This is a genomic window from Mycolicibacterium pallens (assembly GCF_019456675.1).
Classification (GTDB): domain Bacteria; phylum Actinomycetota; class Actinomycetes; order Mycobacteriales; family Mycobacteriaceae; genus Mycobacterium; species Mycobacterium crocinum.
On record NZ_CP080333.1, the window covers coordinates 978,196 to 1,002,150 of the forward strand.

Sequence of the window (23,955 nt, forward strand, 5' to 3'; positions counted from 1 at the left end):
ACTTTCGAGGTTGGGCTTTTCAGCGAAGGAGATAGGGCATGTTGACGGTGACGGCGCCGGTGGGACAGCGAGCCGCACAGGGTCCGCAGTACCAACACTCGTCGACATGCATGTAGGCCTTCCCGTTGTCCGGGTTGATGGCCAGCGAGTCGAGGGGACAGATGTCCACACAGAGTGTGCATCCCTCGATGCACAGCGACTCGTCGATGGTGACCGGGACGTCGGCCCGCTGATTGATCAGTGTCATCACAACTCCCTGACGAGATTGCCGCGCAGGGTGATTCGGTCGCCCCGCATGCGGATGTATTCGAGGTCGACGGGCCGGCCGTCGACGAGGTGGGTCAGTCGTTCCAGCAGCAGCACCGCGGCGCCCTCGGGCACCTGCAGGATGGCAGCCGAATGGGCGTCGGCCGGCACCGCTTCCACGGCCAGGCTTGCTGACCCCAGCCGTTGCCCGGTCACCTCTTCGAGCAGCGCGAAGATATCGTTGCTTTCCAGAGAATGTCGAAGTATCTCGGCTCCGAGATCGGCTGCCAGGTAGGTCTTGTCGAGGCTCAGCGGCAGATCGCCCAGGAAACGAAGGCGTTCGATGAACACCACCGGGTCCCCGGGCTGCAGCTGCAGCCGACGCGCCACGGCCGGGGGAGCGGCCACCGACATCGCCGCCCGCACCTCGTTGCGGACCTCGCCGTAGCTCTTGAATGTCTCTTTCAGTCCGACAAGGGCATCTAAGCCGTGGTCGTACTTGCGGATGGCCACCTGTGTCCCGACCTTGGGACCCCGGTCGATGAGGCCTTCATCCTTCAGCGTTGCCAACGCTTCACGAACCGCGTTGCGCGACACCCCGAACTCCACCGACAGTTCGGCCTCGGTGGGCAGGCCCTGCGGATAGCCGCCGTCATGAATGTGATGACGTAGGACGTCGGCCACCAGGCGGGCCTGGTCGGCGCGCGCGCGGCGGATCGGCACCGGCTCGGCGTCGCCCATCGCACCCTCCTGATTGCTGACAACTCTCGTCAAACACGGTAAAGCCGCTGCCCAGGCCTACCGGACGCGTGTTTGCGCGCGCAGCGAGATGCCGCCGTATTGCGCCGGTCGAAAGTGCTGCAGACCTGGCGATACTGGCGATTTGGTGGGTATTGCGCCACCACGGTGTCGATAGGCGCAGTTCTGATCGCGCTGAGCGGAAAGCTACGGCAAGCGATGCGGTACGTCGGTGATCAGGCCGCCGTCCATTACAAACTCCGCGCCCGTCGCATAGGACGATTCGTCACTGGCGAGAAACAGCACGAACGTCGACACCTCGTTCGGCTCACCGAGACGGCCCATCGGCGCGGCCACCAGATCGTCGGGCATGTGGGCGGTCATCGGGGTACGAATCATCCCCGGATGCAGCGAGTTGACCCGAATGTTGTTGGCTGCCAACTCCAGTGCCGCCGACTTGGTCAGCCCCCGGATCGCCCACTTGGACGCCACGTAGCCGTGGTTACCCGGGGTTCCGCGCATGGCCTGAATGGACGACATGTTGATGATCGAACCGCCGCCTGCGTCGGTCATCGGCTCGATCACGGACTTGATGCCCAGCATGGTGCCGGTGAGGTTGACGTCGATAACCCGTTGCCAGCGTTCACGTTCCAGGTTCTTCAGGGTGCGCCGATAGACGACGCCGGCGTTGTTCACCAGGACGTTGAGGGTGCCGAACTCACGTAGTGCCAGCGCCACCGCCGCCGACCAGTCGCCGGGATCGGAGACGTCCAGGTGGACGTAGCGGGCGGCGTCGCCCAGTTCGGCGGCCACCGCCGCACCCTCTTCGTCGAGAACATCACCAAGAACGACTCGGGCGCCTTCGCTGACCAGAAGCCGGGCATGGGCGGCACCCATCCCGCGGGCGGCCCCGGTGATCAGGGCGACCTTGCCGTCAACGCGTCCCATGGGCGCACGGTACCCGGCTGGCCGCCGCGACCTGCGTTACTTCCCCGCTAGCTGAGACCAGGTGTCCAGGACGTTCTCGTACGCGGTCGGCGACACCGCGATCGAGCCCACAAAGGGGTGCTCCATCGCGAAGATCAGGTAGAGAACGAACGCCAGCAGCGAGCCGGCCAACGCGATCAACGCGCCGTGCACCACGACATCGGTGGAGGGAAAGATGTAGGTAAACAGCAGCATGACCATTCCACCGCCGAGCAGCAGCACCCACAACTCGCCGGGGATCTCGGACTGGCTACCCGAGAGTCGGCTCTTGCGGGCGCTGCCCAACTCGTCGAGTCGGCCAATCGACTGTCGGTAGAAGGAGATCTCGCTCTGGCTCACCGGCTCGATGTGCAGGAAGCTCTGCCACACTGCGGTCAGGTGTTCCGACTGCTGTTCGACCGTCTCGCCGCGGCGCATCCGGGGGAACTCGTCGTCGACGACGTCGTTGGTGTAGTCGATCAGGCTCCGCTGGATTTCCGCGCGGCCCGCCACCGGCAGGCCCGCCGAGTCGCGCAGGAGATCGGAGATCGCGGCCGCCTCGGCTTCGGTGCCCCGTTCGGCCTGATTCAGCTGCTCCCACACCACGACGACGACGAAGGCCACCAGCACCGCGTACAGCACCCCGGCGAGGTCGAAGACGTGTCCCGCCACTCCGCCGGACCTCTTCAACCGTTGCTGCGGAAGAACCCGTCGGCTCAGCACCAGCCCCAGCACGGCCAGCCCGACGGTGATGATCACGACCATCAGCCCGACCAGGGGCGCGGGCAGCTGCAGTAGCCAAAGCACGAAGTTACTTGTTACCGCAGCGTTCGCCCGCCAAACTGCGGCGCCGCCGATAGGGTCAGCGGCTGTGCTCGAGGTGATCGACAAGGGCGGGCCCACTGCCACCCACATCACGCCGCTGTTGTTCGTGCACGGCGCCTTCCACGGGGCGTGGTGCTGGGACGACCACTTTCTCGACTATTTCGCCGACCGCGGCTACCGCGCGCTCGCGCTCAACCTGCGCGGCCACGGCGGCAGCCCGTCCGCGGTGCCGATCAACGCGTGCGGCGTCTTCGACTACGTCCAGGACGTGCACACCGTCGCCGCCGAACTGCCGGTGCCGCCGGTGGTCATCGGCCACTCGATGGGCGGGTTCGTCGTGCAGAAGTACCTGGCGGTGCACGACGCACCCGCGGGGGTCCTGGTGGCCTCGGCGCCGCCGACCGGCATCGCGCCCGCGACGGTGCGGGTGGCGTGGCGGCACAGACGTCAGTCGGTGCGTACACGATCGTTCAGCCGACCCCTGGATTTCTTTGCAGCGCCGGGTGTTTCGCGGGCAACCTTCTACCATTCGGCCACACCCGAGGAGATCGTCACCGCCTGCACGTCGCGGCTCGGCGCCGAGAGCGCCCGCGTGCTCTACCGCGATCTGCTCTACCGCCACCTCGCCCGGCCGAAACGGGTCACCACCCCGGTGCTGGTGCTCGGCGCGGAGCTCGACGGCTTCTTCACGCCGCGCGAAGTGGCTGCGACCGCGCGGGCCTACCGCACCGAGCCGGTGATGTTTCCTGACATGGGCCACAACATGATGCTCGAGCGCGGCTGGGAATCAGTGGCAGATCGCATCGACCAGTGGTTGGCGGCGACGCTCAGCTGACGCGCAGGTTAGCTCGGCCTCGAAGCGGGAAACCAGACCCGACCTACTAAGGAGGCCCCAATGTTGCACAGCGTCGTGCTGGCCGCCAGCGACAACATCGAAGCCGCGGGGTTCATCCTGCGCGGCATCAAAGGTATCTTCGTCGCCATCGGCAGCATCATCGCCGCGGTCATCTGCGCCGTGATCGCCGGGATGAAGGGCCGAAACCCGTTCGGATGGGGCCTACTCGGGCTGTTCTTCTCCATCCTGACGCTGATCGTGATCATCGTGATCCCGAGCAAGAAGTCGTAGCGCCGTCAGGCGAGAAACCCCGCAAGCACCGCTTGCACCCCGACGTCCCAGCGGCGGTTCACCGAATCCGCCGACTTGCCCAGCCACCGGCCGGCCTCTTGAACGGCCAAACCCTGTGCCAGGGCGAGCAATACGTGAGAGATGTCGACCGCATCGCCGGCCAGTAGCCCGGCGTCGATGCATCGCTGTACCTTGCCGACGAGGATCTCTCGAACTGTCGGCGCGGCCGCCAGCTGTTCGGGGTCGAGATCCTGGAACGGCCTGCTGAACATCACCCGCGCCAGCGCCGGATAGTCCAGGCAGAAACGGCGGAACACCGGGATCACCGCGCGCAGATCGCCGAGTTCGTCGGATGTCTCGGGGATCGCGACGAGCTCACCGCCGAGCCGACGGAAGCCCTCGAAGAACACCGCGCGCAGCAGTCCGTCCTTGTCGGAGAACAGCTCGTAGACCGCGGGCACCGACGTGCCGGCCCGTTGGGCGACCCGGCGGGTGGTGAAGCCCGACATCCCGTCTTCGCACAGCGTGCTCACCGCCACGTCGACCACGCGGTCGCGCAGCTCGGGAGTGCGCTGCTTGACCCTGGCCACGGACTAGGAGAGCCCGAACTCGGAACGGATGTTGTCGATACCTTCCCGCATCGCGTCCAACGTGGCCTGGCGGGCGCGTAGCTTGCTGGCCACGTGCGCGCCGGCGCTCAAGGCGGTGAATTCGTGGGCGGCTTCGATGGCGCGCGGCAGGACCTGATCGTTCATCGCGATCTCGTCGACCCAGCCGCCGGCCAGTGCGGTCTCGCCCAGGAAGTTTTTGGCCAGTCCGACCGCCTGCTGGTAGGCCGACGGGGTGAGCCGCAGCCGCATGATCTCCAGGGCGGGGTAGGGCAGCACCATGCCGATCGCGACCTCGTTGGCCTGAAAGTTGTAGGTGGGTCCGGCAATTCGGTGATCGACGCTGCATGCCAGGAACGAACCCATTGCGATTGCGTGTCCGGTGATCGCCGCGACGACCGGCTTGGGAAACGACAGCAGCCGGTGCGACAGGTTGAAGCCGCCCTGCAGCATCGCGACGGAGGCGTCGATGTCACCCGAGCGGAAGACCTTGAGGTCGAAGCCGCCACTGAACACGCGGTCGTTGCCGGCGATCACCACGGCGCCGGCGCTCTCGCCCTCGGCGCGATCCAAAGCGTCGTTGATTTCGCCCAGCATGCTCGGACTCAGCACATTGACCTTGCCGTCGTCCATCGAGATGACGGCGACCGCGTCGTCCTTGCGATAACTGACCGACCCGCTCATGGATGCTCCTTCGTCGCAGCGTCTACTTTCGTACCGACGTTACGTAACGAAGTTCCGATTGCCAAGAGCCAATCTCGGCCTACCCGGACCGAGTCGTTGAGCTGTTGCGCATGCCCGCCCCCTCGACGGAGCTTACGATCCCACTGTGCGGGGGATTATTTTGGCGGGGGGTTCAGGCACGCGCCTGCATCCGATCACGCTCGGGGTTTCTAAGCAGCTGATCCCGGTGTACGACAAGCCGATGGTGTACTACCCGCTGTCGACGCTGATGTTGGCGGGTATTCGGGACATCCTGGTGATCACTACGCCGCACGATGCCGACTATTTCGAGCGTTTACTAGGGGATGGATCGCGGTTCGGGGTCTCGATCACGTTCGCGCAGCAGCCGTCGCCGGACGGGCTGGCGCAGGCGTTCACGATCGGCGCGGACTTCATCGGCAATGACAAGGTTGCGTTGATCCTGGGTGACAACCTGCTGTACGGACCGGGATTGGGGACCCAGCTCAAGACGTTCACCGACGTCGACGGCGGCGCGATCTTCGCGTATTGGGTTGCCGAGCCGTCCGCGTATGGCGTCGTGGAGTTTGACGGTAGCGGGGTGGTGGCGTCGCTGGAGGAGAAGCCGAAGCAGCCTCGTAGTAACTTCGCGGTGCCGGGGTTGTACTTCTACGACAACGATGTGGTTACGGTCGCGCGGAATTTGGTCCCGAGTGACCGTGGTGAATACGAGATCACCGATGTGAATCGGGCGTATTTGGATCAGGGCCGGTTGCGGGTGCAGGTGTTGCCGCGGGGTACGGCATGGCTGGACACCGGAACATTCGACCAGATGATCGATGCCGCCGATTTCGTGCGAACCATGGAACGGCGAACAGGGTTAAAGATCGGCGTGCCGGAGGAAATCGCATGGCGGCAGGGCTTTCTCACCGATGGTGAGCTTCGCGAAAATGCGGAGAAGCTGGTGAAGTCGGGTTATGGCTTGTACTTATTGGATCTGTTGGAGAGGGGGATATAGTGGCGCAGCTTCTCGTCACCGGAGGCGCCGGGTTCATCGGATCTAACTTCGTGCATTACGCGGTCGAGCACACCGACCATCACATCACCGTGTTGGACAAGTTGACCTACGCCGGGAACCGCGAGTCGTTGGCCGGTCTGCCCGAGGATCGGGTGACCTTCGTGCACGGCGACGTCGCCGACACCGAACTGGTGGACAAGTTGGTAGCCAACACCGACAAAGTGGTGCACTACGCGGCGGAGACGCATAACGACAACTCACTCGACAACCCGGAACCGTTCCTGCATACCAATGTGATTGGGACCTTCACGTTGTTGGAGGCGGTGCGAAAGTACGGTGTCCGCTATCACCACATCTCGACCGACGAGGTGTACGGCGACTTGGAACTGGATGACCCGGACCGGTTCACCGAGAGCAGTCCCTGCAACCCGTCGTCACCGTATTCGTCGACCAAGGCCGCCAGCGACCTTCTAGTGCGAGCTTGGGTCCGGTCATATGGCATCGCGGCGACGATCTCGAATTGCTCCAACAACTACGGCCCATATCAGCACGTTGAAAAGTTCATCCCTCGCCAGATCACCAACGTTCTGCGCGGCGTCCGTCCCAAGCTGTACGGGGCCGGTCTCAATGTCCGCGACTGGATCCACGCCGATGACCACTCTTCGGCTGTGCTGCTGATCCTGGAAAAGGGGCGGATCGGGGAGACGTATTTGATCGGCGCGAACGGCGAGAAGGACAACAAGACGGTCATCGAACTGATCTTGACGATCATGGGCCAGCCCGCCGATGGGTACGACAACGTTCCTGACCGTGCTGGTCATGACCTGCGGTACGCGATCGATGCGACCAAACTCCGCGATGAGCTCGGGTGGCGACCGCAGTACCCCGACTTCGAGCACGGGCTGGCCGCGACTATCGAGTGGTATCGCGACAATGAAAGCTGGTGGGCGCCCGCTAAAGACGCCACCGAGGCTTTCTACGCGAAGCTCGGGAAGTAGCCGCAGGCCTGAGGTCTCGGCCTACCCGTGACGGGGCAGCCGCACGACCTCGGTGGGATGCTCGAACCGGTCCCGGCGCCATCGACTCTGGGTCTCCTCGGCGGCCTTCTTCATCCGGGCGATCTCCTCGCGCAGGACGTCGACGCGGGTCTCCTTGGTGGCGAAATGGAAGTAGTCGAGCATGTTGCGCAAAAGTTCGAGCTTCTCGCGCTCACGCCGAGCGAGGTCGTGGCCCGTCATCATTTCGACGCGGTGAACCGGTTGCAGGGTGTCCCAGTCCAGGGCCACCTTGCTGCGGTACACCGTGCGCTTACGCCCGAAGGTCTTGACCCACCAGCCCTGCGGCTCAGGCTGGTCGTAGTAGGAGACCACCCCGTCGAATCGGGAGTCGATCGACTCCCCGAATTGACTGCGATCCAACGCCGAATCCCAGACCGTGCGCCACTCCTGCGAGGGCGCCAGCTCCGGAAGGCTTTGGGGCAGAGTCAATTCCACGATATCGGTGAATCCGTCCTCGGTGTGCTCGTACCGAGCCACGGTCGGTGGTTTCGGGAAGGCGAAGCTCACGTCGTACGCGGCCGTGCTGCCGTAGTTGCGGACGACCAGTTCGATGACATGCCAGTCCGCGGAGTGCGGCTCCATGAACATCGCGACGTGCGGCCGTGCCTGCTGGGCGTTAACTCTCTGTTGTCGACGAATCTGCCGATGCGCGTAGATGAGTGCGGCCAGCCCCAGCAGCACTGCTGCCCAGGCGGCTACCGCCAACCACGTGCCGGCCCCGACTCCGGTGACATCTCCCCACAGATTCGCGAGATCACTCGCGTTTTCCACCCCATGCTTATATCACAGCAAACTGTCGTCTTCAGTATTGACGAGGTCGAAAGTACTTGGGGCTCAACCCAGTCGGCGAAGGGCGGCAAACGGGCTGGCGGCTGCCAAAGCGCGCCTGCGGCGCGCGGCCAACGCGACCGGCAGTACCGGTGAAACGCCACAGGCCTGCGCAAACTGCTGAGCGGTGAGCCCGTCCGCGGAATTCATGTCGCAGCGGCCAAATGGCGGCGCTCCCTCGGGCAACCCGCCGCCGTAGCCCTGCCCGTCGGTGTACTGGTGGGCGACTTTGCCCGGATACGGCGGGTTCGAGCCATAGGACGCGACGACCAGGCGGATACCAGCCGGCTTGGTGGGCCACAGGCTGTTGAGGTCCCCGATGTTGCCGTAGCCGATCACCTTCGCCGTAGAACCGACGTAGGCGCCCACCTCGTCGTAGGCGGCGTTGATGCCGGCGGACTGGTCGCCGGAGATCTGCCCGCCCCACGATTCGACATCGAGCATCACCGCCATCCGCGGATGTGGTGCTCGCACTTGGGATTTGAACGTTTCGACGGTTTCCCGCCAGTTGGGTCGCCACACGAAGTAGACGATGAAGAAGGTGAGACGCCCGCTGTCGGTGTTGCTCAGACACCAGCTGTAGTTGTTCACCCAGCGCCGGTCGCGGTAGGTGCCGTCATTGGAACGGATGCACAGGACCGGGTAGGGGTAGGTGTCGTTGACACTCACCTGCCACTCCGAGACGTCGGCGTAGAGGGTGTCAGCCATCGCCAATAGACGCTACTACCAACGCAATTGGAACGCTCAGGCACCCATCAGTGTGCGCCACTGGTCCAGATTCGACGCCTTGTAGACGTAGTTGGACCGCTTGACGTCTGAGAGCGCGGCGCTGGGCTCGATCGAATACCAGTGCCCGGGGAACACCGTCGGATCACCGGAGAGTGCGGCCAGCTGCTGCAGGCTGCGGAACATCTCGTCGACGTCGCCGCCCGGGAAATCAGTGCGCCCGCAGCCGTCCAGGAACAGCGTGTCGCCGGCGACCAACCGTCCGTCGAGCAGGAAGCACTGACTGCCCGGCGTGTGGCCCGGGGTGTGCAGCAGTTCGATGTCGATGGCGCCGACGGAAACCTTGTCGCCGTGCTCATGCGCGGTCAGGCCGCTCATCGGGATGCCGGTGACCCGCGAGACCCAGAGGGCTTCGTGGGTGTTGACGTGGACCGGGACTTCGACCCGCTCGAGCAGCTCGGCCAGGCCGGCCAGGGTGAAGCCCATCATCGACCCGCCGACGTGGTCGGGATGGTGGTGGGTGACCAGCACGCCGGATAGGTGCATGCCGTCGGCCTCGAGCGCGTCGACCAGGTCGCCGGCGGCGTAGGCCGGGTCGACCACGACGGCGTCGCCGGTCTCCCGGTCGCCGATCAGGTAGGCGAAGTTGCGCATCTGCTGCGCCATCATGTCCCCGGCGGCGAAATCCCGGCCGGAGAGCAGCTGGCGGAAATACAGACGGTCCGTCGATGCCATGGCTCAACAGTAATAGGTGCCCGACGAGCGGTTTGGCTGAGCCGAGCCGCAGGCTGTACCCTCTTTAAGGCCCACGGCGGTTCATCTCTCGCGGGTCAGGCCCCCTTAGCTCAGTCGGCAGAGCGTTTCCATGGTAAGGAAAAGGTCAACGGTTCGATTCCGTTAGGGGGCTCGGTGGACACTCGGATCTCGTGGCTGACCTCTGGGCACCGCGGAGCTCCGCAAGTGCCTATCGGGGCGGTGTAGCTCAGCTGGTTAGAGCGCACGACTCATAATCGTGAGGTCGGGAGATCGAGCCTCCCCACCGCTACTAGGTAGACGCAAACGAAAACGTGAAAGAAGGCAACGGACGTGGCCTCCAGTACTGACGTACGGCCGAAGATCACCTTGGCCTGCGAGGTGTGCAAGCACCGCAACTACATCACCAAGAAGAACCGTCGTAACGACCCCGACCGTCTCGAGCTGAAGAAGTTCTGCCCGAACTGCGGCCAGCATCAGCCGCACAAAGAGTCGCGCTGATCTCATCCGGCCGTCTGCACGACGGTCGGTGGATCGTGCCGAGGTCGACTAGATAGGTCCTGCTCCGTGCCTTTGTCCCAAGAATTCGTCGGGCGGCATTACCGCTACCCCGACTACTACTTGGTCGAGCGCGAAAAGATCCGCGAGCACGCCAGGGCCATCCAGAACGACGACCCGGCGTTCTTCTCCGACGAGGCCGCCGCCGAGCTGGGCTACGACGCTGTGCTCGCGCCGCTGACCTTCACGTCGATGCTGGGCTACGCCGCACAGATGGCTTTCTTCGACGACGCCGACATCGGGATCAGCGACAAGCAGATCGTGCAGGTCGATCAGGTTCTGAAGTTTCTCAAGCCGATCCAGGCCGGCGACAAGCTCTTCTGCGACGTCTACGTGCACGACATCCGGCAGGCGCACGGTACGGACATCATTGTCACCAAGAATGTCGTCAGCAATCAGGACGACGAGGTAGTACAGGAGACCTACACGACGCTCGCCGGGCGGAGTGAGGAAGACGGAGAGAGTGGCTTCAACGATGGCACTGCGTGAGTTCAGCTCGGTCAAAGTGGGTGAGGAGCTGCCTGAAAAGGTCATCACCCTGACCCGCGCCGACCTGGTCAACTACGCCGGCGTGTCCGGTGACCTGAACCCCATCCACTGGGATGACGAGATCGCCAAGCAGGTCGGTCTGGACACCGCGATCGCCCACGGCATGCTCACCATGGGCCTCGGTGGCGGCTACGTGACGAACTGGGTCGGTGACCCGGGCGCGGTGACCGAGTTCAATGTGCGCTTCACCGCGATCGTGCCGGTGCCCAACGACGGCGTCGGAGCCGAAATCGTGTTCACCGGCAAGGTGAAGGCTGCCGACCCCGAGACCAAGACCGTGACGATCGCGCTGATCGCCACGACTGGGGGGAAGAAGATCTTCGGCCGCGCCGTCGCGACAGCGAAGTTGGCGTAACCATGGCACTCAAGACCGATATCCGGGGAATGGTCTGGGAGTACCCCGACACCTTCGTGGTAGGCCGCGAGCAAATCCGGCAGTACGCCAAGTCGGTGAAATCGACCGATCCGGCCTCGATGGACGACAAAGCCGCCGCCGAGCTCGGCCACTCCGGCCTGGTGGCGCCGCCGACCTTCATGTCGATCCTGGCGGTGATGATCCAGAACCACTTCTTCCAGCACGTCGACGTCGGTTTGGAGACTCTGCAGATCGTTCAGGTGGACCAGCGGTTCAAGTTCTACCGGCCGATCGTCGAGGGTGACGCCGTCAAGGGCACGATGTACATCGAGTCCGTCGACGAGCGGTTCGGCGCCGACATCGTCACCACGCGCAACGTCCTGGTGGACCAGCACGGCGAGGTGATCATGGAGTCGTTCACCACACTGATGGGCCACGAGGGCGACAACTCGATCAACGCGGGCTGGGACCCGGAGACCGGGCAGGTGCTGCGCAAGCCAGTTACTCACGACTAACGACGGATTAACACCTGCTTGGTGTGCCGTTGTACACTCGGACCTCGGGGTTTTCCCAGATAAGCGCGCTGTCCGTCGGTTCGGGTTTGACCGAACGGGGAGCGCGCGAATTATGTGGGGACTTCCCGGCGAGTGACAGAGGGGCGTAGCTCAACTGGCAGAGCAGCGGTCTCCAAAACCGCAGGTTGCAGGTTCAAGTCCTGTCGCCCCTGCTCCAACTGAATAAAGCTGGAATGAACATGGTGGACACTGGAGGGTGCACACCGGGCTGGGTACTCCAGCCCACACGTACTCGACACGAAGGAGCATGCGGTGAGCGACGAGCGCGACAGTGCTGACGCCGCAAGCGAGAGCAACGAGGACACCAACGGCGGTCAGACCGTCGTCGTGACCCGACCCGCGCGTCCCACCGGCAAGCGGTCCCGGCGCGCCGGGGCCACTGCGCTGGCCGAGCCGGAGGAAGTCGAATCGACCGCCGAAGAACTCGGCGTCGAGGACAAGCCCGGCAAGAAGACGAAGGCCAAGAAGAAGAAGGCCAAGTCCGGGCCGTCGCGGAACCCCATCCTGTTCGTCTGGAACTACCTCAAGCAGGTCGTCGCCGAGCTGCGCAAGGTGATCTGGCCCAACCGCAAGCAGATGGTCAGCTACACCACCGTGGTTCTGCTGTTCCTGGCCTTCATGGTCGCCCTGATTGGTGGGGTCGACCTCGGCCTGGCCAAGCTTGTGCTGTGGGTGTTCGGCTAACGAACGCTGACGTTTTTAGAGAGGACTGACTACCGTGACTACCCCCGAAGGCGATACGCCCACGGGTGAGGCCGTCGACGTGATCGACGAGACCACGCCTGAGCTCGAGGCGGCGCCTGACGCTGAGGCGACGGAAGCCGCCGGCGAGGTTGCCGAGGAGGAGCTCGATCCGGCCGCCGCGCTCAAGGCTGAACTGCGCAGCAAGCCGGGCGACTGGTACGTCATCCACTCCTACGCCGGTTACGAGAACAAGGTGAAAGCCAACCTCGAGACCCGCGTGCAGAACCTCGACGTCGGCGACTACATCTTCCAGGTCGAGGTGCCCACCGAAGAGGTCACCGAGATCAAGAACGGCCAGCGCAAGCAGGTCAACCGCAAGGTGCTGCCGGGCTACATCCTGGTGCGCATGGACTTGACCGACGACTCGTGGGCCGCGGTGCGCAACACCCCGGGTGTCACCGGCTTCGTCGGCGCGACGTCGCGGCCGACCGCGCTGTCGCTCAACGACGTGGTGAAGTTCCTGCTGCCGCAGGGCGCGGCGAAGAAGCCGGGCAAGGCGGCGTCGACTGCCGCGTCTGCTGCTTCGTCGGAGGCCACGCTGGAACGCCCGGAGATCCTGGTGGACTTCGAGGTGGGCGAGTCGGTCACCGTCATGGACGGCCCGTTCGCGACGCTGCCGGCCTCGATCAGCGAGGTCAACGCCGAGCAGCAGAAGCTCAAGGTGCTGGTGTCCATCTTCGGCCGCGAGACACCCGTCGAACTGACCTTCAACCAGGTCGCCAAGATCTGATCGCGTTCCGCGATCGCTAGAAAGGAAACAACCCCCAATGGCCCCCAAGAAAAAGGTCGTCGGGCTGATCAAGCTGCAGATCCAGGCCGGGCAGGCCAACCCCGCCCCGCCGGTCGGCCCTGCGCTCGGCCAGCACGGCGTCAACATCATGGAGTTCTGCAAGGCGTACAACGCCGCGACGGAGAACCAGCGCGGCAACGTCATCCCCGTGGAGATCAGCGTCTACGAGGATCGCAGCTTCACCTTCGCGTTGAAGACCCCGCCCGCGGCCAAGCTGCTGCTCAAGGCTGCCGGTGTGCAGAAGGGTTCGGCGGAGCCGCACAAGACCAAGGTCGCCAAGGTGACCTGGGATCAGGTGCGCGAGATCGCCGAGACCAAGAAGGAAGACCTCAACGCCAACGACATCGATCAGGCTGCCAAGATCATCGCCGGCACCGCCCGCTCGATGGGTATCACGGTCGAATAATCACTTTCCGTGGGAGGGCTGGCATCGGCCCGACAACCACGACCTCTGAACCTAGGAGACACCAATGAGCAAGACCAGCAAGGCATATCGCGAAGCCGCCGAGAAGGTGGACCGCACCAAGCTCTACACCCCGCTCGAGGCGGCCAAGCTCGCCAAGGAGACCTCGTCGAAGAAGCAGGACGCGACCGTCGAGGTGGCGATCCGGCTCGGCGTCGACCCGCGCAAGGCCGACCAGATGGTCCGCGGCACGGTCAACCTGCCCAACGGCACGGGTAAGACCGCGCGCGTCGCAGTGTTCGCGGTGGGGGAGAAGGCCGAGCAGGCCAAGGAAGCCGGTGCGGACATCGTCGGCAGCGACGACCTGATCGAGCAGATCCAGGGCGGCATGCTGGACTTCGACGCCGCGATCGCCACCCCCGATCAGATGGCCAAGGTTGGTCGCATCGCCCGCGTGCTGGGCCCGCGCGGTCTGATGCCGAACCCCAAGACCGGAACCGTCACCCCGGATGTGGCCAAGGCCGTCACCGACATCAAGGGCGGCAAGATCAACTTCCGCGTCGACAAGCAGGCCAACCTGCACTTCGTGATCGGCAAGGCGTCGTTCGACGAGAAGAAGCTGGCCGAGAACTACGGTGCCGCGCTCGACGAGGTGCTGCGCGCCAAGCCGTCCTCGTCGAAGGGTCGCTACCTGAAGAAGATCACCGTGTCGACGACGACGGGCCCGGGCATCCCGGTCGACCCCGCCGTCACGCGGAACTTCACCGAAGAGGCGTAAGGCTTTTCGTCCAGTGGCCGTCTACTCCGGTAGGCGGCCATTGGCGTTTCTACGACGCGCTGGGGTCGATGGGAACCCTGATCGTGGCCAGCAGGGCGCGGTGGTCGGAGCCAGGAACGTTAATGGTGCGCACGGATTCGGCCGCTGCGTTGCGGGTGAGAATGTGGTCGATGGTGATGAGCGGCGGGATTTTCCGGTTGGAGGGGAACGTCGGCGCGAACCCTGATCCGCTCTGCTCGACGGCGTCGCGGTAGCCATTGGTCAGTAGATCTCGAAACTGGCGCATGTCCGGCGTGCTGTTGTAGTCGCCGCCGATGATGACCGCTCCGGCTCGCGCGATAGCGGCGAAACTGTCCAATTCCGTTTTAGCGCTGGCCATTCCGCCGCGCCAGCCGTCGATCGTATTGCCTCTTCCGGCAACGGGCGAGTAGACATGAACACTGGCGAGAACCGGTCTGAGGCGGAGACCTGGCACCAGCAGGCGCGCTGCGGGAATAGTTACGCCCTGTTCACTTGTCGCGGCGAGGGTGTCGAGGGGATATCGACTCCATATACCCGCGCCCCCGGCACCAGGACCTGGGACGAGATGCGAATAGGGGAACGTCGATTCAATCCCTGATTGCTCCAGCCGACGCACCTCTTCGGGGGTCAGCTCTGAGACGGTAACGACATCGGCATTGTCCTTGGCCAGGTCGACTATGAAGCCTGGATCTGCTTGTCCGTAGCGAAGATTCGACGAGAGCACCCGAATGTTTTGGTAGGCGCCGACAGCAATCGGTTGTCCGATGTAGTACCACGAAATCTGAACTGCGATGCTGGCCCCCACTACGCCGGCGGCGAGCATGGACAGCAGGATTCGTCGGCATGAGACAGCTACCAGCAAGCCGGCGAGCGCGCTCAACGGCAGGTACGGCGACCCGACGGCCAGGACAAGGCTCGGGATGGTCGCTATCGGTTGAGTGCGGGCGAAGACAGAAGCAACAGTGGGAAGCAGGCTGACGATGACTAATGCCGAGAGAAGCGGCCGGCTGTTATTTATCAAGGGTGCGACCCTCACCTGTGCGCTGCGAGTTGATCAATCGCTCTTGCACAGTGTGAGTATCGGGGGAAGAAGCTCGGCGATTTGTGCACCCACCCTTGCGAAGAACTTGGGCTCCTGACCAATCGGGTCCGGGATATCAGGTGCAGCAGCCGACGGCAACTGCGGCCGTAGAGCCGCCAGGTCGGCGACAGTTTGCGCATTCCGCTCTGACACCAAGAGAGAGGCTTCGCTCAACGTGAAAGTTCTGTGGAGTTGGCGTGGTGCCAACCCCAACACCGCGTCGCGATGGGCCCTCGTCATGGTAATCACGAGATCAGCGTCGCCAGCGATGCGCGGCGTGAGCTGCCGTGCAGCGAAATCGGACGGGTCGCCGCCGAGCTGCTCGAGCACGCGAGCCGCCTCGGGATGGATGGGACTTCCGATAACAGCGCGGGTCCCCGCGCTGGACATCTTGAGCTCCTCGGCGCACGAGCTGCAGCCGTGCGCAATGGCAAGGCGTTCGGCCATCGGTGAACGGCAGATATTTCCCGTGCAGACGAACAAGATGTGCAGAGCGGGCCTCCCTTCCGACGGGCTGAGCTATATGCCTACCATCAACTTCGGGAGTCTGGTGCCCTCCGGTTCGGCGAGGATCCCGTAGCGCGCTCCGCGGGGAAGCCCGGATGCCGGTATGAACCCAATAGTTGAGCTATCGATTTTAAGGCGTTGCGCCGCTTATCTCCCGATCCTTGTCGGGTGGGGATGTGGGTTGAATGTGCTCGCCCGCGGCGAGAGCCTTTAATGTGGGCTTGGTCACAAAGTTTCGTCGGCGAGGGAAGCTGTGGATTTGCTGAGTCCGGGTGTGGGTTGACGGACCGCAAGCTCGCTGGAGATGGACTATTGCGTCACACGTCGGTGCCCGATCGCCTGTTTGCATAGTCCGCAATGCCGACGCGCATCGATGCTGGTGTCGGTGCGTGCGGTCTGCGACCCTTCGTTGAACGTCCTTCTCGCATATGGGGCGGCCCGTACAACGGCGTCAGCTGCAACAGCATGGACGTCGGATCGGTTCTGACCGCTGGCACTCACGATAGGTAGACCCTGGCAGTTTGTGTCAATGACGACGAACTGCGAACGACGCTCGGACGAATTCACGCTTACGAAGCTGCTCCACAGCTTGTTCAGACCCAGGGTCCAGCAACTTCTCAGACCCCGGGGTGGGTGGCGTGATCAGATTTGCGGCAAATCTGATGAGCGCCGGACAAGTTGACGATTCGAGCTACATGGAAGGTTCGGCGGTGATACCGTAGCGCCATCTGTCGGGGGCGTCACTTGGGGAGAATCGTGAGCCAGCACCTCATCTTCCCGGGTTACGCCGCTTGGTCACGTTCTCGACTGACGGTCTGTGCAGCTTCTGCTGTGGCAGTCCAGACGTAGAAGCGGACGGAGACGGTCGGACAGGCTGCGGAACCGAGGGGGGACATGCGGCAGCGTGCAGTGCTAACAGGCGGTGCGGGGTTTGTTGGATCCCACCTCGCCGAACGGCTGTTGGCACACGACATCGACGTGATCTGCTTCGACAACTTTGTGACCGGCACGGCCGATAACGTGGCCCACCTACAGGGGCATGACGGCTTTCGTCTGATCAAGGCCGACGTCAGTGACTACATTTCGGTCCCCGGGCCGATCGACTACGTGCTTCACTTCGCGTCCCCGGCTTCGCCGATCGATTATGCCGAGCTACCGATCCAGACCTTGAAGGCTGGCTCGCTCGGAACGCTGCACACCTTGGGCCTGGCAAAGGAAAAAGGCGCCCGTTACCTGCTGGCGTCGACCTCGGAAACTTATGGCGACCCGCTCGTCCACCCGCAGCCCGAGAGCTACTGGGGCAACGTCAACCCGGTTGGGCCGCGCGCTTGCTATGACGAGGCGAAGCGGTTCGCCGAGGCGCTCACGATGTCGTACCGAAGAAAGCACGGCGTCAACACGGCGATCATGCGGATCTTCAACACCTACGGCCCGCGCATGCGCCCAGACGACGGTCGCGCAATCCCGAACTTCATCAATCAGGCGCTGGCGAACGAACCGATTACTGTTCACGGCGATGGTAGCCAGACTCGATCGGTATGCCACGTGTCCGACTTGGTCGACGGCGCATTGCGACTGCTGTTCTCCGATCTTGTGGGACCGGTCAACATCGGCAATCCTTACGAACTCACGATGTTGGAGCTCGCCGAACTCATTCGCGAACTATCCGGCTCGGATTCTCCGGTGGAGTTCATCGCACGTCCCCAGGACGATCCATCCCAACGTCAACCCGACATCACGCTCGCCCGTACCGAACTGCACTGGGAACCGACCGTCGATGTGCGTGACGGACTCGCCGAATCGATCGCGTGGTTTCGAGACAGAGCGGGTCGCGGACGTTCGGACGACAGACAGGCCCTCCCTAAAGCAAAAACGGACGAGGACTACCGCCGCCGCAAGGTCGCTGTCATCGGTACGGGTTACGTAGGGGCGGTGACGTCGACCTGCCTGGCGTTCCTCGGACATTCCGTTTGCGGCCTGGACATCGACCCGGTGCGCGCAGGCCAGCTGAACAAGGGGCAAGTTCCCTTTCACGAGCCGGGATTGCCGGAATTGTTGGTGGAGACTCTGTCGACTGGTCGCCTGCGCTTCACTGACCAACCGGCCGAGGCGCTCGCCGACGCGGATTTCGTCTTCCTCTGCGTTGGGACGCCACCGGGCGTCGATGGCGCCCCAGATCTCGCCCAGCTGGAAAGTGCAATCCAGTCGCTGGCGCCGTATCTGCGAAGCGACGTCGTAATCGTCAACAAGTCGACGGTGCCAGTCGGCTCGGGGAACTGGACGCGCACGATTCTCGAAGACGCGCTGGAAGGGAATCGGCAGCTGTCATTCCACGTCGTGTCCAACCCGGAGTTCCTTCGTGAAGGGTCTGCGATCGCGGACTTCCTGTACCCAGATCGGATTGTGTTGGGTGGCAACGCCTCAGATGTCGGGCGGGTGGCCGAACTCTATCGGCCGGTTCTCGACCAGTCTTTCGAAGGTGGCCAGCGGGGTCGTCGCCCGTCGCTGATCACCACGGAACTGGCGTCCGCGGAGATGATTAAGTACGCGGCGAATGCGTTCTTGGCCACGAAGATCAGCTTCGCCAACGAGATGGCACAGCTGTGCGAGTTGTTCGGTGCCGACGTACGCGAGGTGCTCCCCGCCATTGGTGCAGACCATCGTGTTGGGAACGCCTTCCTGAATCCTGGTGTCGGGTGGGGTGGCTCGTGTTTCGGCAAGGATGTTTCCGCGCTGATCTCATCGGGGGAGGAGTACGGCTACATACCGCCGATGCTTCAGGCGACGGTCGAGATCAACAAGATGCAGCGTGCGCGTACGGTCCGCAAGTTGCAGCGGGAGCTCCACATTTTGAAGGGGCGTCGGATCGCGTTGTTCGGATTGACCTTCAAGCCCGGCACAGACGACTTGCGCGACGCGCCAGCGCTGGACATCGCTCGGCGGTTGCTGTCAGCGGGCGCGGTGGTCTCGGCCTTCGACCCTGTTGTCAAAACGCTGCCTGAAGAATTCGGTGCGGTTCGGATCGCGCATGATGCATATGAGGCGGCTGACCGCGTGGACGCCGTCGTCCTGACCACGGAGTGGCCCGAGTTCAGCCTCATCGACCCAACCGAACTTAGACGGGTGATGCGCGGCGACCTCGTCATCGATGGCCGAAACTTTTTGCCGGAAAGTAACTTCGCCGCGTCGGGCCTCCGTTTGATTGGCTTCGGCTGGTGATTACGCAGCGCCAATAATTCTGGGGGGAATCATTATGAGCATTGAGGTGCCACCGAAACGGCCCGCTTCTGCATTCGGCCGCCAACGCACCGGTCCGCTGCCGGGCCGGGTTGAGAACGACACGAGAGTCGCGATCGACACGAAAAAGGCTCACAGGCACGGTCTTCGGCATCGCCAGTTGCTACGGGTCTCCGATTCGGTCTCCGTGGCCGCCTCTGCTGCCGTCGGTGCTGTGTTGATCCGCCACATCAGCACGGCCCGTGCCGGCGAACTCGGTATCCGAGATGTCATCGTCGTTGCCGTTGCAATGGCTGTGGCGCTGCAGTTGCACGGGCTGTACCGCCGGCCAGACGGGCGGCTGCGGCCCAGCGAGTGGTGGCGACCAGCGGTGATCGCGCGCTGCTTGCCGACGGCCGCGCTGCTCGCACTTGCTGCGGATGCGTTCATCCTTCGCGGGGAGCGAGCGATGACGCTAACTGCGGCTGTGGCAATGACTCTGCCGGCGATCGTGTTTGTCCCATTCGGACGTCGGTTAGTGGTGCGCATGTTCGACCCGACAGTGAGCCGGATCCTGGTGATCGGCACGGGGCCGATCTCCGATCGACTGACCTCTAGGTTGCAAAGGTGCCCAGATACCCTGGTGGTCGGGCATGTGGACAATAACGCTGCGCCAGGTGTCCCCGTTCTCGGTGGTCTCGACGACCTACCCGACATCTGCGCTAAGCACGCGATCGACCGAGTTATCATCGGGTTTCCGAACACGAGCGATGCCATCGTGCTCGACGCGTTGCGCCGTCTTGAGGGCCAAGTGCCGGTGTCTGAAATTCCGCGCTACTTCGAATTGCACAATTGGCGCAGCGAAGCCGAGGAGTTGCACGGTTTAACTCTCATGCATATGCCAACGCCGTCGTTGGCTGCGAGTGCTCGAATCACGAAGCGAATTATGGACGTCACCCTCGCAACGTGCGCGCTGGTGGTCGCCGCTCCGGTGATGGCGCTTGTCGCAGTGGCGATCAAGCTCGACAGTCGTGGTCCAGTCTTCTTCCGTCAAGAGCGGACCGGAAGGGGCGGGAAGCCGTTCCGTATTTTCAAGTTCCGCTCGATGACTGCTGATGCTTGGGAGCGGCGCGCCGCTGTCTCTAGCCTGAACCAGTCGGACGGTCCGCTCTTCAAAATGGCGAGCGATCCGCGGGTGACACGTGTCGGCGCGCTCATCCGGAAAACGAGCCTCGACGAATTGCCTCAGCTCATCAACGTCGTGCGCGGCGAGATGTCTTTGGTTGGCCCGCGCCCATTGCCGACCGAGGAGGCCGACCGGCTCGATGGCGCGGCGCTGGCTCGGTTGGACGTCAGCCCTGGCATCACCGGCTTATGGCAGGTCTGTGGCCGAAGCGATTTGTCGTATGCAGACCTCCAGCATCTTGATTCGGCGTATGTCAGGTCGTGGTCGCTTACTTGGGACCTGCGGATCTTGTTGCAGACCCCTCAGGTCGTGTTTGGGCGCAATGGTGCATATTGACGCCGCCGGGGGAGGCCTCAGTAAAGGGGCGCAATCGGAGCACAGTTTTCACCATGCTCCCAACGTCGCAAAGTTGCCCAGCGAACCGACCGGCGACCCTAATTCACCCGGCCGTACAGACATTTTGTTTCGGCGTGCACAAGTGTAGTTCTCGCACTGCCCCGGCCCTGACACTCCAAGGTGCCCACACTGATGAGTTTCTCGATTGAGTTGACGCCTGTTGAGGCGTTGCGCGTGGCAGTTGTCCACGAATGGGTCGACGCCTACACAGGCTCAGACCAAGTATTCGAAGCACTTGCGAAGTTGATTCCCAGCGCAGACCTCTACGCACTGAGCCTGCAGCCGGACGTCCAGCTTGATTTCGGTGGGCGCACCGCCACAACAACATTTCTAGACTCTGCAACACTTCGCTCACGGCGCGGACTGACGTTGCCCTTGATGCCGCTTGCGTGGCGCAAACTGGGGAGTCACAACTATGACCTTGTGATTTCGTCGCACCACGCGTTTGCGCATACGAATAGGCTTGCTGGCCCGTCGGGCAAGCATCTGTGCTATGTGCACAGTCCAGCCCGGTACGTTTGGAGCCCAGAAATCGACGAGCGCGGCGGCGGCATAGCCCTCGCACCTGCACGAAGTTTACTTAAGCGCGTCGATCGACGGGCAACCCTTCGCGTTGACACCTATGCCGCGAATAGTCGAGCGGTCGCTGACCGAATTCATCGGTTCTGGGGCCGCAATGCAGACGTGATCTACCCGCCCGTTCGAGTCGATTACTATGCGGAATGCGGCGACGCCAACCCGACCCGTGACTATGTCCTCGGAGTTGGGCGCTGGATTCCGTACAAAAATCTTCACCTAGTCGTTCAGGCCGCGGATCGAATGGGCCTTCCCGTCAAGATTGCCGGGAGAGGCCCCGATAAGTCGCGAATTGTAGCGGCAGCGGATGCAGCGTCCGTACCCGTCGAACTGATCGAATCGCCGTCCGATGACGAACTGCGGCGTCTATATGCGAACGCTGCTTGCCTAGTTTATCCCACGGTAGAGGATTTCGGGATGGTTCCTGTCGAGGCTCAGGCCACGGGTACACCAGTTGTGTCTATTCCCGAAGGCGGCGTTCTTGAGACCGTAATCGACGGGGTAACGGGTGCGTTTTCGGCGGATTTGTCGCCCGCCGCGATCGCCGAGGCCATTCCTCGAGCAATTCCTCTTTGTGGCGAAGCGCCCCGTCGCAACGCCGAGAGGTTCTCCCAGGCAAATTTTGGTCCCGCGATTGCACGTTGGCTGGAGACCCGAGCTGGCGTCACCATTTGAGGCTGAAGAATTACAGCTTCTGGGGTGGGCTCCAGTCATGCTGTCATAGCGGCGAATATTCTAACTCGGCAACACAACATCGCGTTCGCTGGCGAGGGTGGCGATGGGCACCACCAAATCGCATGACACCAAGACCTAGTTGACTGCTGATTCCTCGAGCGGCATGCCGTACCCAACATGACGAATCACCGCTTCCACTTTGGTCGCGACTGCTTGCCATTTGAACTGCGTGAGATCGGTCGAAGACTCACACGGGGAATCAACCGCCAAAGCCATCTGCTTCCGAAATTCTGCTGAGTCAGCAGCGTCGGCGACAGCGAACTGGCCCCCCGCGCAAATCTCTGACACGGAGGCTGCGGTTTCGGAATACACAACCTTCGTGCCCGTCTTGAGAGCTTCTAGCGCAGGTAATCCGAAGCCCTCCCACAGGGACGGGAATAGTAAAGCATCCGAGCCGCGATACAACGCGGCGAGTTCTTCGTCGCTGATTCCAGTCTGAAGTATGAGGCGATCGGAGATGCGATATTTTTCAGCCAATGCTCGCGCGGACGATTCATCCGAAGAAACGACGACGAGTAGATGATCTGTAAAAGAAGCCATCGCTTCGAATGCCGGACCGGGATTCTTGTGCGGTTTAAAATTGCCGACATATAAGAAATAGGGCCGACCGAAATCACATGCTGGACCGTCTTGCGTAAACGCTTCCGACGAACCGCATCCAGTGTTGTGGATGGTAACACTATCGTCCTCGAGCCACGCCCGAATTTCGTTCGCAGATGTCTCAGAGCAAGTCAGCACGTGACGCGCGCGCCTGATTGCGGGCTTTACAAAGCCCTCGTAATAAGCCAGATTCAAATTTCGCTTTAGTGGAGGGTTGTGCGCTCGCAGGTGAGTAAGGTCGTGGATAGTTAAAAGTTGCGTGCACCTACCGAAACCGGCGCTATATCCCGGACTGTAAAGCAACGCGGAAGCCGGTAATCGGACTCGGTTCGGATTGATCACGTCGATTGGTCGAGTCGGCCGCAAGGGACCACTGAAGGGTCGCCACTCAAGTCTAAGCCGGGGAATTACTTCGCGCGCATATCGCAAGATGCCACCTTCGTAGGGTGACTCGCGAGTGTCGACGAAGATCGGCGAACGCCGCGCAGCGGCCATGGGTTCCTTTCGCTCCGAACGCTCTGTATAGGTCCTCGCACGCGCCCCCGAGTGGGCGTACTGCTGGTCGACCACTGCAGGTATGGGGCCCGCTAATCAGATTAGCCGCGATCATGTCATCACAACGTCAGCCTTTCGTGCTCCACCAGCGTGTCAGATTCGCTGCACAACAAGACCTCCGAGCTTTCTGCAGCGGTTGGAAATAGCTTCCCCCGGGTTCGGTTGAAGCACGCCCGGGCCGGCCGAACTAGTGGCACGAGCGAACGTGCAACTGTGTGCGCCGTCTTCGCGGGGCTCCCAGCCCAACTCAACATCCCTCTCGGGCGACTGTATAAGGCGAGCACGCAAGTGCGTTCACAATCCCCGGCAAGCCGTGTACGCTCACTGCCATTCAGTTAGTGAATGTGGGGGAGTATGAACAGAGCTGTTGCTGTCGTATGCAGTTTTACAGCCACTCTGGCCGCGGTCGCGTTCAGCGCCGGAGTCGCTGGCGCAAGTGGCCCAGACCTTTCCGGCCAGACGTACGGCAAAGCCGCAGAGCAGCTCAAAGGCTGGGGCTTGACACCAGTGATCGCCAGTGTGGTCGGCGACCAACTCCCGACCGACGATTGCATAGTGACCAGTTCTACCCGGGCTAGCAATCTCGATTCCAGCGGACGGTCGCGAGGCCCACAGACGCTTCTTCAGCTGAACTGCAACCAACAACTCGCAGAGCCAGGAAAACCTGGCAATTCCGCAGCGTCGCCGGCGGGGAGGCAGATGAAGTCTCTGCAACAACAAGGGACCAAGTTGGGAAGGGATTATGACGCCGCGCTAG

At 62.8% G+C, this 23,955-nt stretch carries 27 protein-coding genes and 3 tRNA genes; 18 read left to right on the forward strand and 12 right to left on the reverse strand.

Going from position 1 to position 23,955, the window contains the following annotated elements; genetic code table 11:
• Positions 1 to 19 precede the first annotated feature (19 nt).
• The 4 genes from K0O64_RS04630 to K0O64_RS04645 all read right to left on the reverse strand — a co-directional run bounded on the left by K0O64_RS04630 (position 20) and on the right by K0O64_RS04645 (position 2,757).
• Positions 20 to 247, reverse strand: coding sequence for a 4Fe-4S dicluster domain-containing protein (locus K0O64_RS04630; protein WP_071947561.1), 228 nt, complete (start codon positions 245 to 247; stop codon positions 20 to 22).
• A complete protein-coding gene (locus K0O64_RS04635; protein ID WP_220046144.1) occupies positions 247 to 987 on the reverse strand; it encodes a GntR family transcriptional regulator in 741 nt (246 codons plus the stop codon). Before K0O64_RS04635 ends, K0O64_RS04630 begins: the two co-directional genes overlap by 1 nt.
• Positions 988 to 1,191: 204 nt before the next feature.
• Positions 1,192 to 1,932, reverse strand: a complete 741-nt coding sequence (locus tag K0O64_RS04640; protein ID WP_220046145.1) for a glucose 1-dehydrogenase — start codon at positions 1,930 to 1,932, stop codon at positions 1,192 to 1,194.
• A gap of 36 nt (positions 1,933 to 1,968) precedes the next feature.
• The gene (locus K0O64_RS04645) at positions 1,969 to 2,757 is read right to left on the reverse strand and encodes a bestrophin-like domain (protein ID WP_220046146.1); all 789 of its coding nucleotides are present in this window, start codon (positions 2,755 to 2,757) and stop codon (positions 1,969 to 1,971) included.
• A gap of 64 nt (positions 2,758 to 2,821) precedes the next feature.
• Between K0O64_RS04645 and K0O64_RS04650 the strand changes: the two genes are divergently transcribed.
• On the forward strand, positions 2,822 to 3,610 hold the full coding sequence (locus tag K0O64_RS04650) for an alpha/beta hydrolase (protein WP_220046147.1): 789 nt from the start codon (positions 2,822 to 2,824) through the stop codon (positions 3,608 to 3,610).
• Positions 3,611 to 3,670: 60 nt separating this feature from the next.
• Positions 3,671 to 3,901: a deoxyribodipyrimidine photolyase gene (locus K0O64_RS04655; RefSeq protein WP_071947556.1), complete on the forward strand. Its 231-nt coding sequence runs from the start codon at positions 3,671 to 3,673 to the stop codon at positions 3,899 to 3,901.
• A gap of 5 nt (positions 3,902 to 3,906) precedes the next feature.
• On the opposite strand, the gene K0O64_RS04660 is transcribed toward K0O64_RS04655, so the two are convergent.
• Positions 3,907 to 4,491 carry a TetR/AcrR family transcriptional regulator gene (locus K0O64_RS04660; protein ID WP_220046148.1) on the reverse strand — a complete coding sequence of 195 codons (585 nt, stop codon included), beginning with the start codon at positions 4,489 to 4,491 and terminating at the stop codon, positions 3,907 to 3,909.
• A 3-nt stretch (positions 4,492 to 4,494) separates the two neighbouring features.
• Positions 4,495 to 5,193, reverse strand: a complete 699-nt coding sequence (locus K0O64_RS04665) for a crotonase/enoyl-CoA hydratase family protein (protein ID WP_220046149.1) — start codon at positions 5,191 to 5,193, stop codon at positions 4,495 to 4,497.
• Between the two features lie 145 nt (positions 5,194 to 5,338).
• On the opposite strand from K0O64_RS04665, the gene rfbA reads away from it, so the two are divergent.
• Both rfbA and rfbB read left to right on the forward strand, forming a co-directional pair.
• Entirely contained in the window at positions 5,339 to 6,208 is an 870-nt protein-coding gene (gene rfbA, locus K0O64_RS04670; RefSeq protein WP_220046150.1) for a glucose-1-phosphate thymidylyltransferase RfbA, read from the forward strand.
• Positions 6,208 to 7,206 (forward strand): dTDP-glucose 4,6-dehydratase, encoded by a 999-nt coding sequence (gene rfbB / locus K0O64_RS04675; RefSeq protein WP_220046151.1) that lies wholly within the window; start codon positions 6,208 to 6,210, stop codon positions 7,204 to 7,206. Before rfbA ends, rfbB begins: the two co-directional genes overlap by 1 nt.
• Positions 7,207 to 7,227: 21 nt before the next feature.
• Here the strand turns inward: rfbB and K0O64_RS04680 are convergent, their stop codons facing one another.
• The 3 genes from K0O64_RS04680 to K0O64_RS04690 form a co-directional block, all read right to left on the reverse strand.
• Positions 7,228 to 8,037 (reverse strand): DUF8453 domain-containing protein, encoded by an 810-nt coding sequence (locus K0O64_RS04680; protein WP_071947553.1) that lies wholly within the window; start codon positions 8,035 to 8,037, stop codon positions 7,228 to 7,230.
• A gap of 63 nt (positions 8,038 to 8,100) precedes the next feature.
• Positions 8,101 to 8,802 (reverse strand): glycoside hydrolase family 25 domain-containing protein, encoded by a 702-nt coding sequence (locus K0O64_RS04685; RefSeq protein WP_071947552.1) that lies wholly within the window; start codon positions 8,800 to 8,802, stop codon positions 8,101 to 8,103.
• A gap of 36 nt (positions 8,803 to 8,838) precedes the next feature.
• Positions 8,839 to 9,555 carry an MBL fold metallo-hydrolase gene (locus K0O64_RS04690; RefSeq protein WP_071947551.1) on the reverse strand — a complete coding sequence of 239 codons (717 nt, stop codon included), beginning with the start codon at positions 9,553 to 9,555 and terminating at the stop codon, positions 8,839 to 8,841.
• Between the two features lie 99 nt (positions 9,556 to 9,654).
• Between K0O64_RS04690 and K0O64_RS04695 the strand changes: the two genes are divergently transcribed.
• The 11 genes from K0O64_RS04695 (at position 9,655) to rplA (ending at position 14,325) form a co-directional block, all read left to right on the forward strand.
• Positions 9,655 to 9,727, forward strand: a tRNA-Thr gene (locus K0O64_RS04695).
• 64 nt (positions 9,728 to 9,791) lie between these two features.
• A tRNA-Met gene (locus tag K0O64_RS04700) sits at positions 9,792 to 9,865 on the forward strand.
• Positions 9,866 to 9,906: 41 nt separating this feature from the next.
• Positions 9,907 to 10,074, forward strand: coding sequence for a 50S ribosomal protein L33 (gene rpmG, locus K0O64_RS04705; RefSeq protein WP_005143733.1), 168 nt, complete (start codon positions 9,907 to 9,909; stop codon positions 10,072 to 10,074).
• A gap of 66 nt (positions 10,075 to 10,140) precedes the next feature.
• A complete protein-coding gene (gene hadA / locus K0O64_RS04710; protein WP_071947550.1) occupies positions 10,141 to 10,620 on the forward strand; it encodes a (3R)-hydroxyacyl-ACP dehydratase subunit HadA in 480 nt (159 codons plus the stop codon).
• A complete protein-coding gene (gene hadB / locus K0O64_RS04715) occupies positions 10,607 to 11,035 on the forward strand; it encodes a (3R)-hydroxyacyl-ACP dehydratase subunit HadB (RefSeq protein ID WP_071947549.1) in 429 nt (142 codons plus the stop codon). Before hadA ends, hadB begins: the two co-directional genes overlap by 14 nt.
• Before the next feature lie 2 nt (positions 11,036 to 11,037).
• Positions 11,038 to 11,550 carry a (3R)-hydroxyacyl-ACP dehydratase subunit HadC gene (hadC, locus tag K0O64_RS04720; protein ID WP_071947548.1) on the forward strand — a complete coding sequence of 171 codons (513 nt, stop codon included), beginning with the start codon at positions 11,038 to 11,040 and terminating at the stop codon, positions 11,548 to 11,550.
• A 139-nt stretch (positions 11,551 to 11,689) separates the two neighbouring features.
• A tRNA-Trp gene (locus K0O64_RS04725) sits at positions 11,690 to 11,762 on the forward strand.
• A 100-nt stretch (positions 11,763 to 11,862) separates the two neighbouring features.
• Positions 11,863 to 12,294 (forward strand): preprotein translocase subunit SecE, encoded by a 432-nt coding sequence (gene secE, locus K0O64_RS04730; RefSeq protein WP_071947547.1) that lies wholly within the window; start codon positions 11,863 to 11,865, stop codon positions 12,292 to 12,294.
• 34 nt (positions 12,295 to 12,328) lie between these two features.
• The gene (gene nusG, locus K0O64_RS04735; protein WP_071947546.1) at positions 12,329 to 13,084 is read left to right on the forward strand and encodes a transcription termination/antitermination protein NusG; all 756 of its coding nucleotides are present in this window, start codon (positions 12,329 to 12,331) and stop codon (positions 13,082 to 13,084) included.
• Positions 13,085 to 13,121: 37 nt separating this feature from the next.
• On the forward strand, positions 13,122 to 13,550 hold the full coding sequence (rplK, locus tag K0O64_RS04740) for a 50S ribosomal protein L11 (RefSeq protein ID WP_047329030.1): 429 nt from the start codon (positions 13,122 to 13,124) through the stop codon (positions 13,548 to 13,550).
• Between the two features lie 64 nt (positions 13,551 to 13,614).
• Positions 13,615 to 14,325, forward strand: coding sequence for a 50S ribosomal protein L1 (gene rplA, locus K0O64_RS04745; protein ID WP_047329031.1), 711 nt, complete (start codon positions 13,615 to 13,617; stop codon positions 14,323 to 14,325).
• 49 nt (positions 14,326 to 14,374) lie between these two features.
• On the opposite strand, the gene K0O64_RS04750 is transcribed toward rplA, so the two are convergent.
• Both K0O64_RS04750 and K0O64_RS04755 read right to left on the reverse strand, forming a co-directional pair.
• Entirely contained in the window at positions 14,375 to 15,382 is a 1,008-nt protein-coding gene (locus K0O64_RS04750) for an endonuclease/exonuclease/phosphatase family protein (RefSeq protein ID WP_225933628.1), read from the reverse strand.
• A gap of 18 nt (positions 15,383 to 15,400) precedes the next feature.
• Entirely contained in the window at positions 15,401 to 15,919 is a 519-nt protein-coding gene (locus K0O64_RS04755) for an arsenate reductase/protein-tyrosine-phosphatase family protein (RefSeq protein WP_071947545.1), read from the reverse strand.
• Positions 15,920 to 16,828: 909 nt separating this feature from the next.
• On the opposite strand from K0O64_RS04755, the gene K0O64_RS04760 reads away from it, so the two are divergent.
• From K0O64_RS04760 to K0O64_RS04770, 3 genes are all read left to right on the forward strand, one after another.
• Positions 16,829 to 19,153 (forward strand): UDP-glucuronate decarboxylase, encoded by a 2,325-nt coding sequence (locus K0O64_RS04760; protein ID WP_071947544.1) that lies wholly within the window; start codon positions 16,829 to 16,831, stop codon positions 19,151 to 19,153.
• Between the two features lie 34 nt (positions 19,154 to 19,187).
• Positions 19,188 to 20,672: a sugar transferase gene (locus K0O64_RS04765; RefSeq protein WP_071947543.1), complete on the forward strand. Its 1,485-nt coding sequence runs from the start codon at positions 19,188 to 19,190 to the stop codon at positions 20,670 to 20,672.
• Between the two features lie 192 nt (positions 20,673 to 20,864).
• Positions 20,865 to 21,983, forward strand: coding sequence for a glycosyltransferase (locus K0O64_RS04770; RefSeq protein ID WP_071947542.1), 1,119 nt, complete (start codon positions 20,865 to 20,867; stop codon positions 21,981 to 21,983).
• 135 nt (positions 21,984 to 22,118) lie between these two features.
• Here the strand turns inward: K0O64_RS04770 and K0O64_RS04775 are convergent, their stop codons facing one another.
• Positions 22,119 to 22,838 (reverse strand): glycosyltransferase, encoded by a 720-nt coding sequence (locus tag K0O64_RS04775; protein ID WP_225933629.1) that lies wholly within the window; start codon positions 22,836 to 22,838, stop codon positions 22,119 to 22,121.
• Positions 22,839 to 23,955: the final 1,117 nt, after the last annotated feature.

Coding starts and splice junctions, on each gene's coding strand:
- K0O64_RS04685 (WP_071947552.1), bottom strand. CDS start 8,802: ATGGCTGACACCCTCTACGCCGACGTCTCGGAGTGGCAGGTGAGTGTC.
- K0O64_RS04665 (WP_220046149.1), bottom strand. CDS start 5,193: ATGAGCGGGTCGGTCAGTTATCGCAAGGACGACGCGGTCGCCGTCATC.
- K0O64_RS04640 (WP_220046145.1), bottom strand. CDS start 1,932: ATGGGACGCGTTGACGGCAAGGTCGCCCTGATCACCGGGGCCGCCCGC.
- K0O64_RS04760 (WP_071947544.1), top strand. CDS start 16,829: ATGCGGCAGCGTGCAGTGCTAACAGGCGGTGCGGGGTTTGTTGGATCC.
- rplA (WP_047329031.1), top strand. CDS start 13,615: ATGAGCAAGACCAGCAAGGCATATCGCGAAGCCGCCGAGAAGGTGGAC.
- K0O64_RS04630 (WP_071947561.1), bottom strand. CDS start 247: ATGACACTGATCAATCAGCGGGCCGACGTCCCGGTCACCATCGACGAG.
- K0O64_RS04765 (WP_071947543.1), top strand. CDS start 19,188: ATGAGCATTGAGGTGCCACCGAAACGGCCCGCTTCTGCATTCGGCCGC.
- hadB (WP_071947549.1), top strand. CDS start 10,607: ATGGCACTGCGTGAGTTCAGCTCGGTCAAAGTGGGTGAGGAGCTGCCT.
- rplK (WP_047329030.1), top strand. CDS start 13,122: ATGGCCCCCAAGAAAAAGGTCGTCGGGCTGATCAAGCTGCAGATCCAG.
- K0O64_RS04770 (WP_071947542.1), top strand. CDS start 20,865: ATGAGTTTCTCGATTGAGTTGACGCCTGTTGAGGCGTTGCGCGTGGCA.
- hadC (WP_071947548.1), top strand. CDS start 11,038: ATGGCACTCAAGACCGATATCCGGGGAATGGTCTGGGAGTACCCCGAC.
- K0O64_RS04690 (WP_071947551.1), bottom strand. CDS start 9,555: ATGGCATCGACGGACCGTCTGTATTTCCGCCAGCTGCTCTCCGGCCGG.
- K0O64_RS04655 (WP_071947556.1), top strand. CDS start 3,671: ATGTTGCACAGCGTCGTGCTGGCCGCCAGCGACAACATCGAAGCCGCG.
- K0O64_RS04635 (WP_220046144.1), bottom strand. CDS start 987: ATGGGCGACGCCGAGCCGGTGCCGATCCGCCGCGCGCGCGCCGACCAG.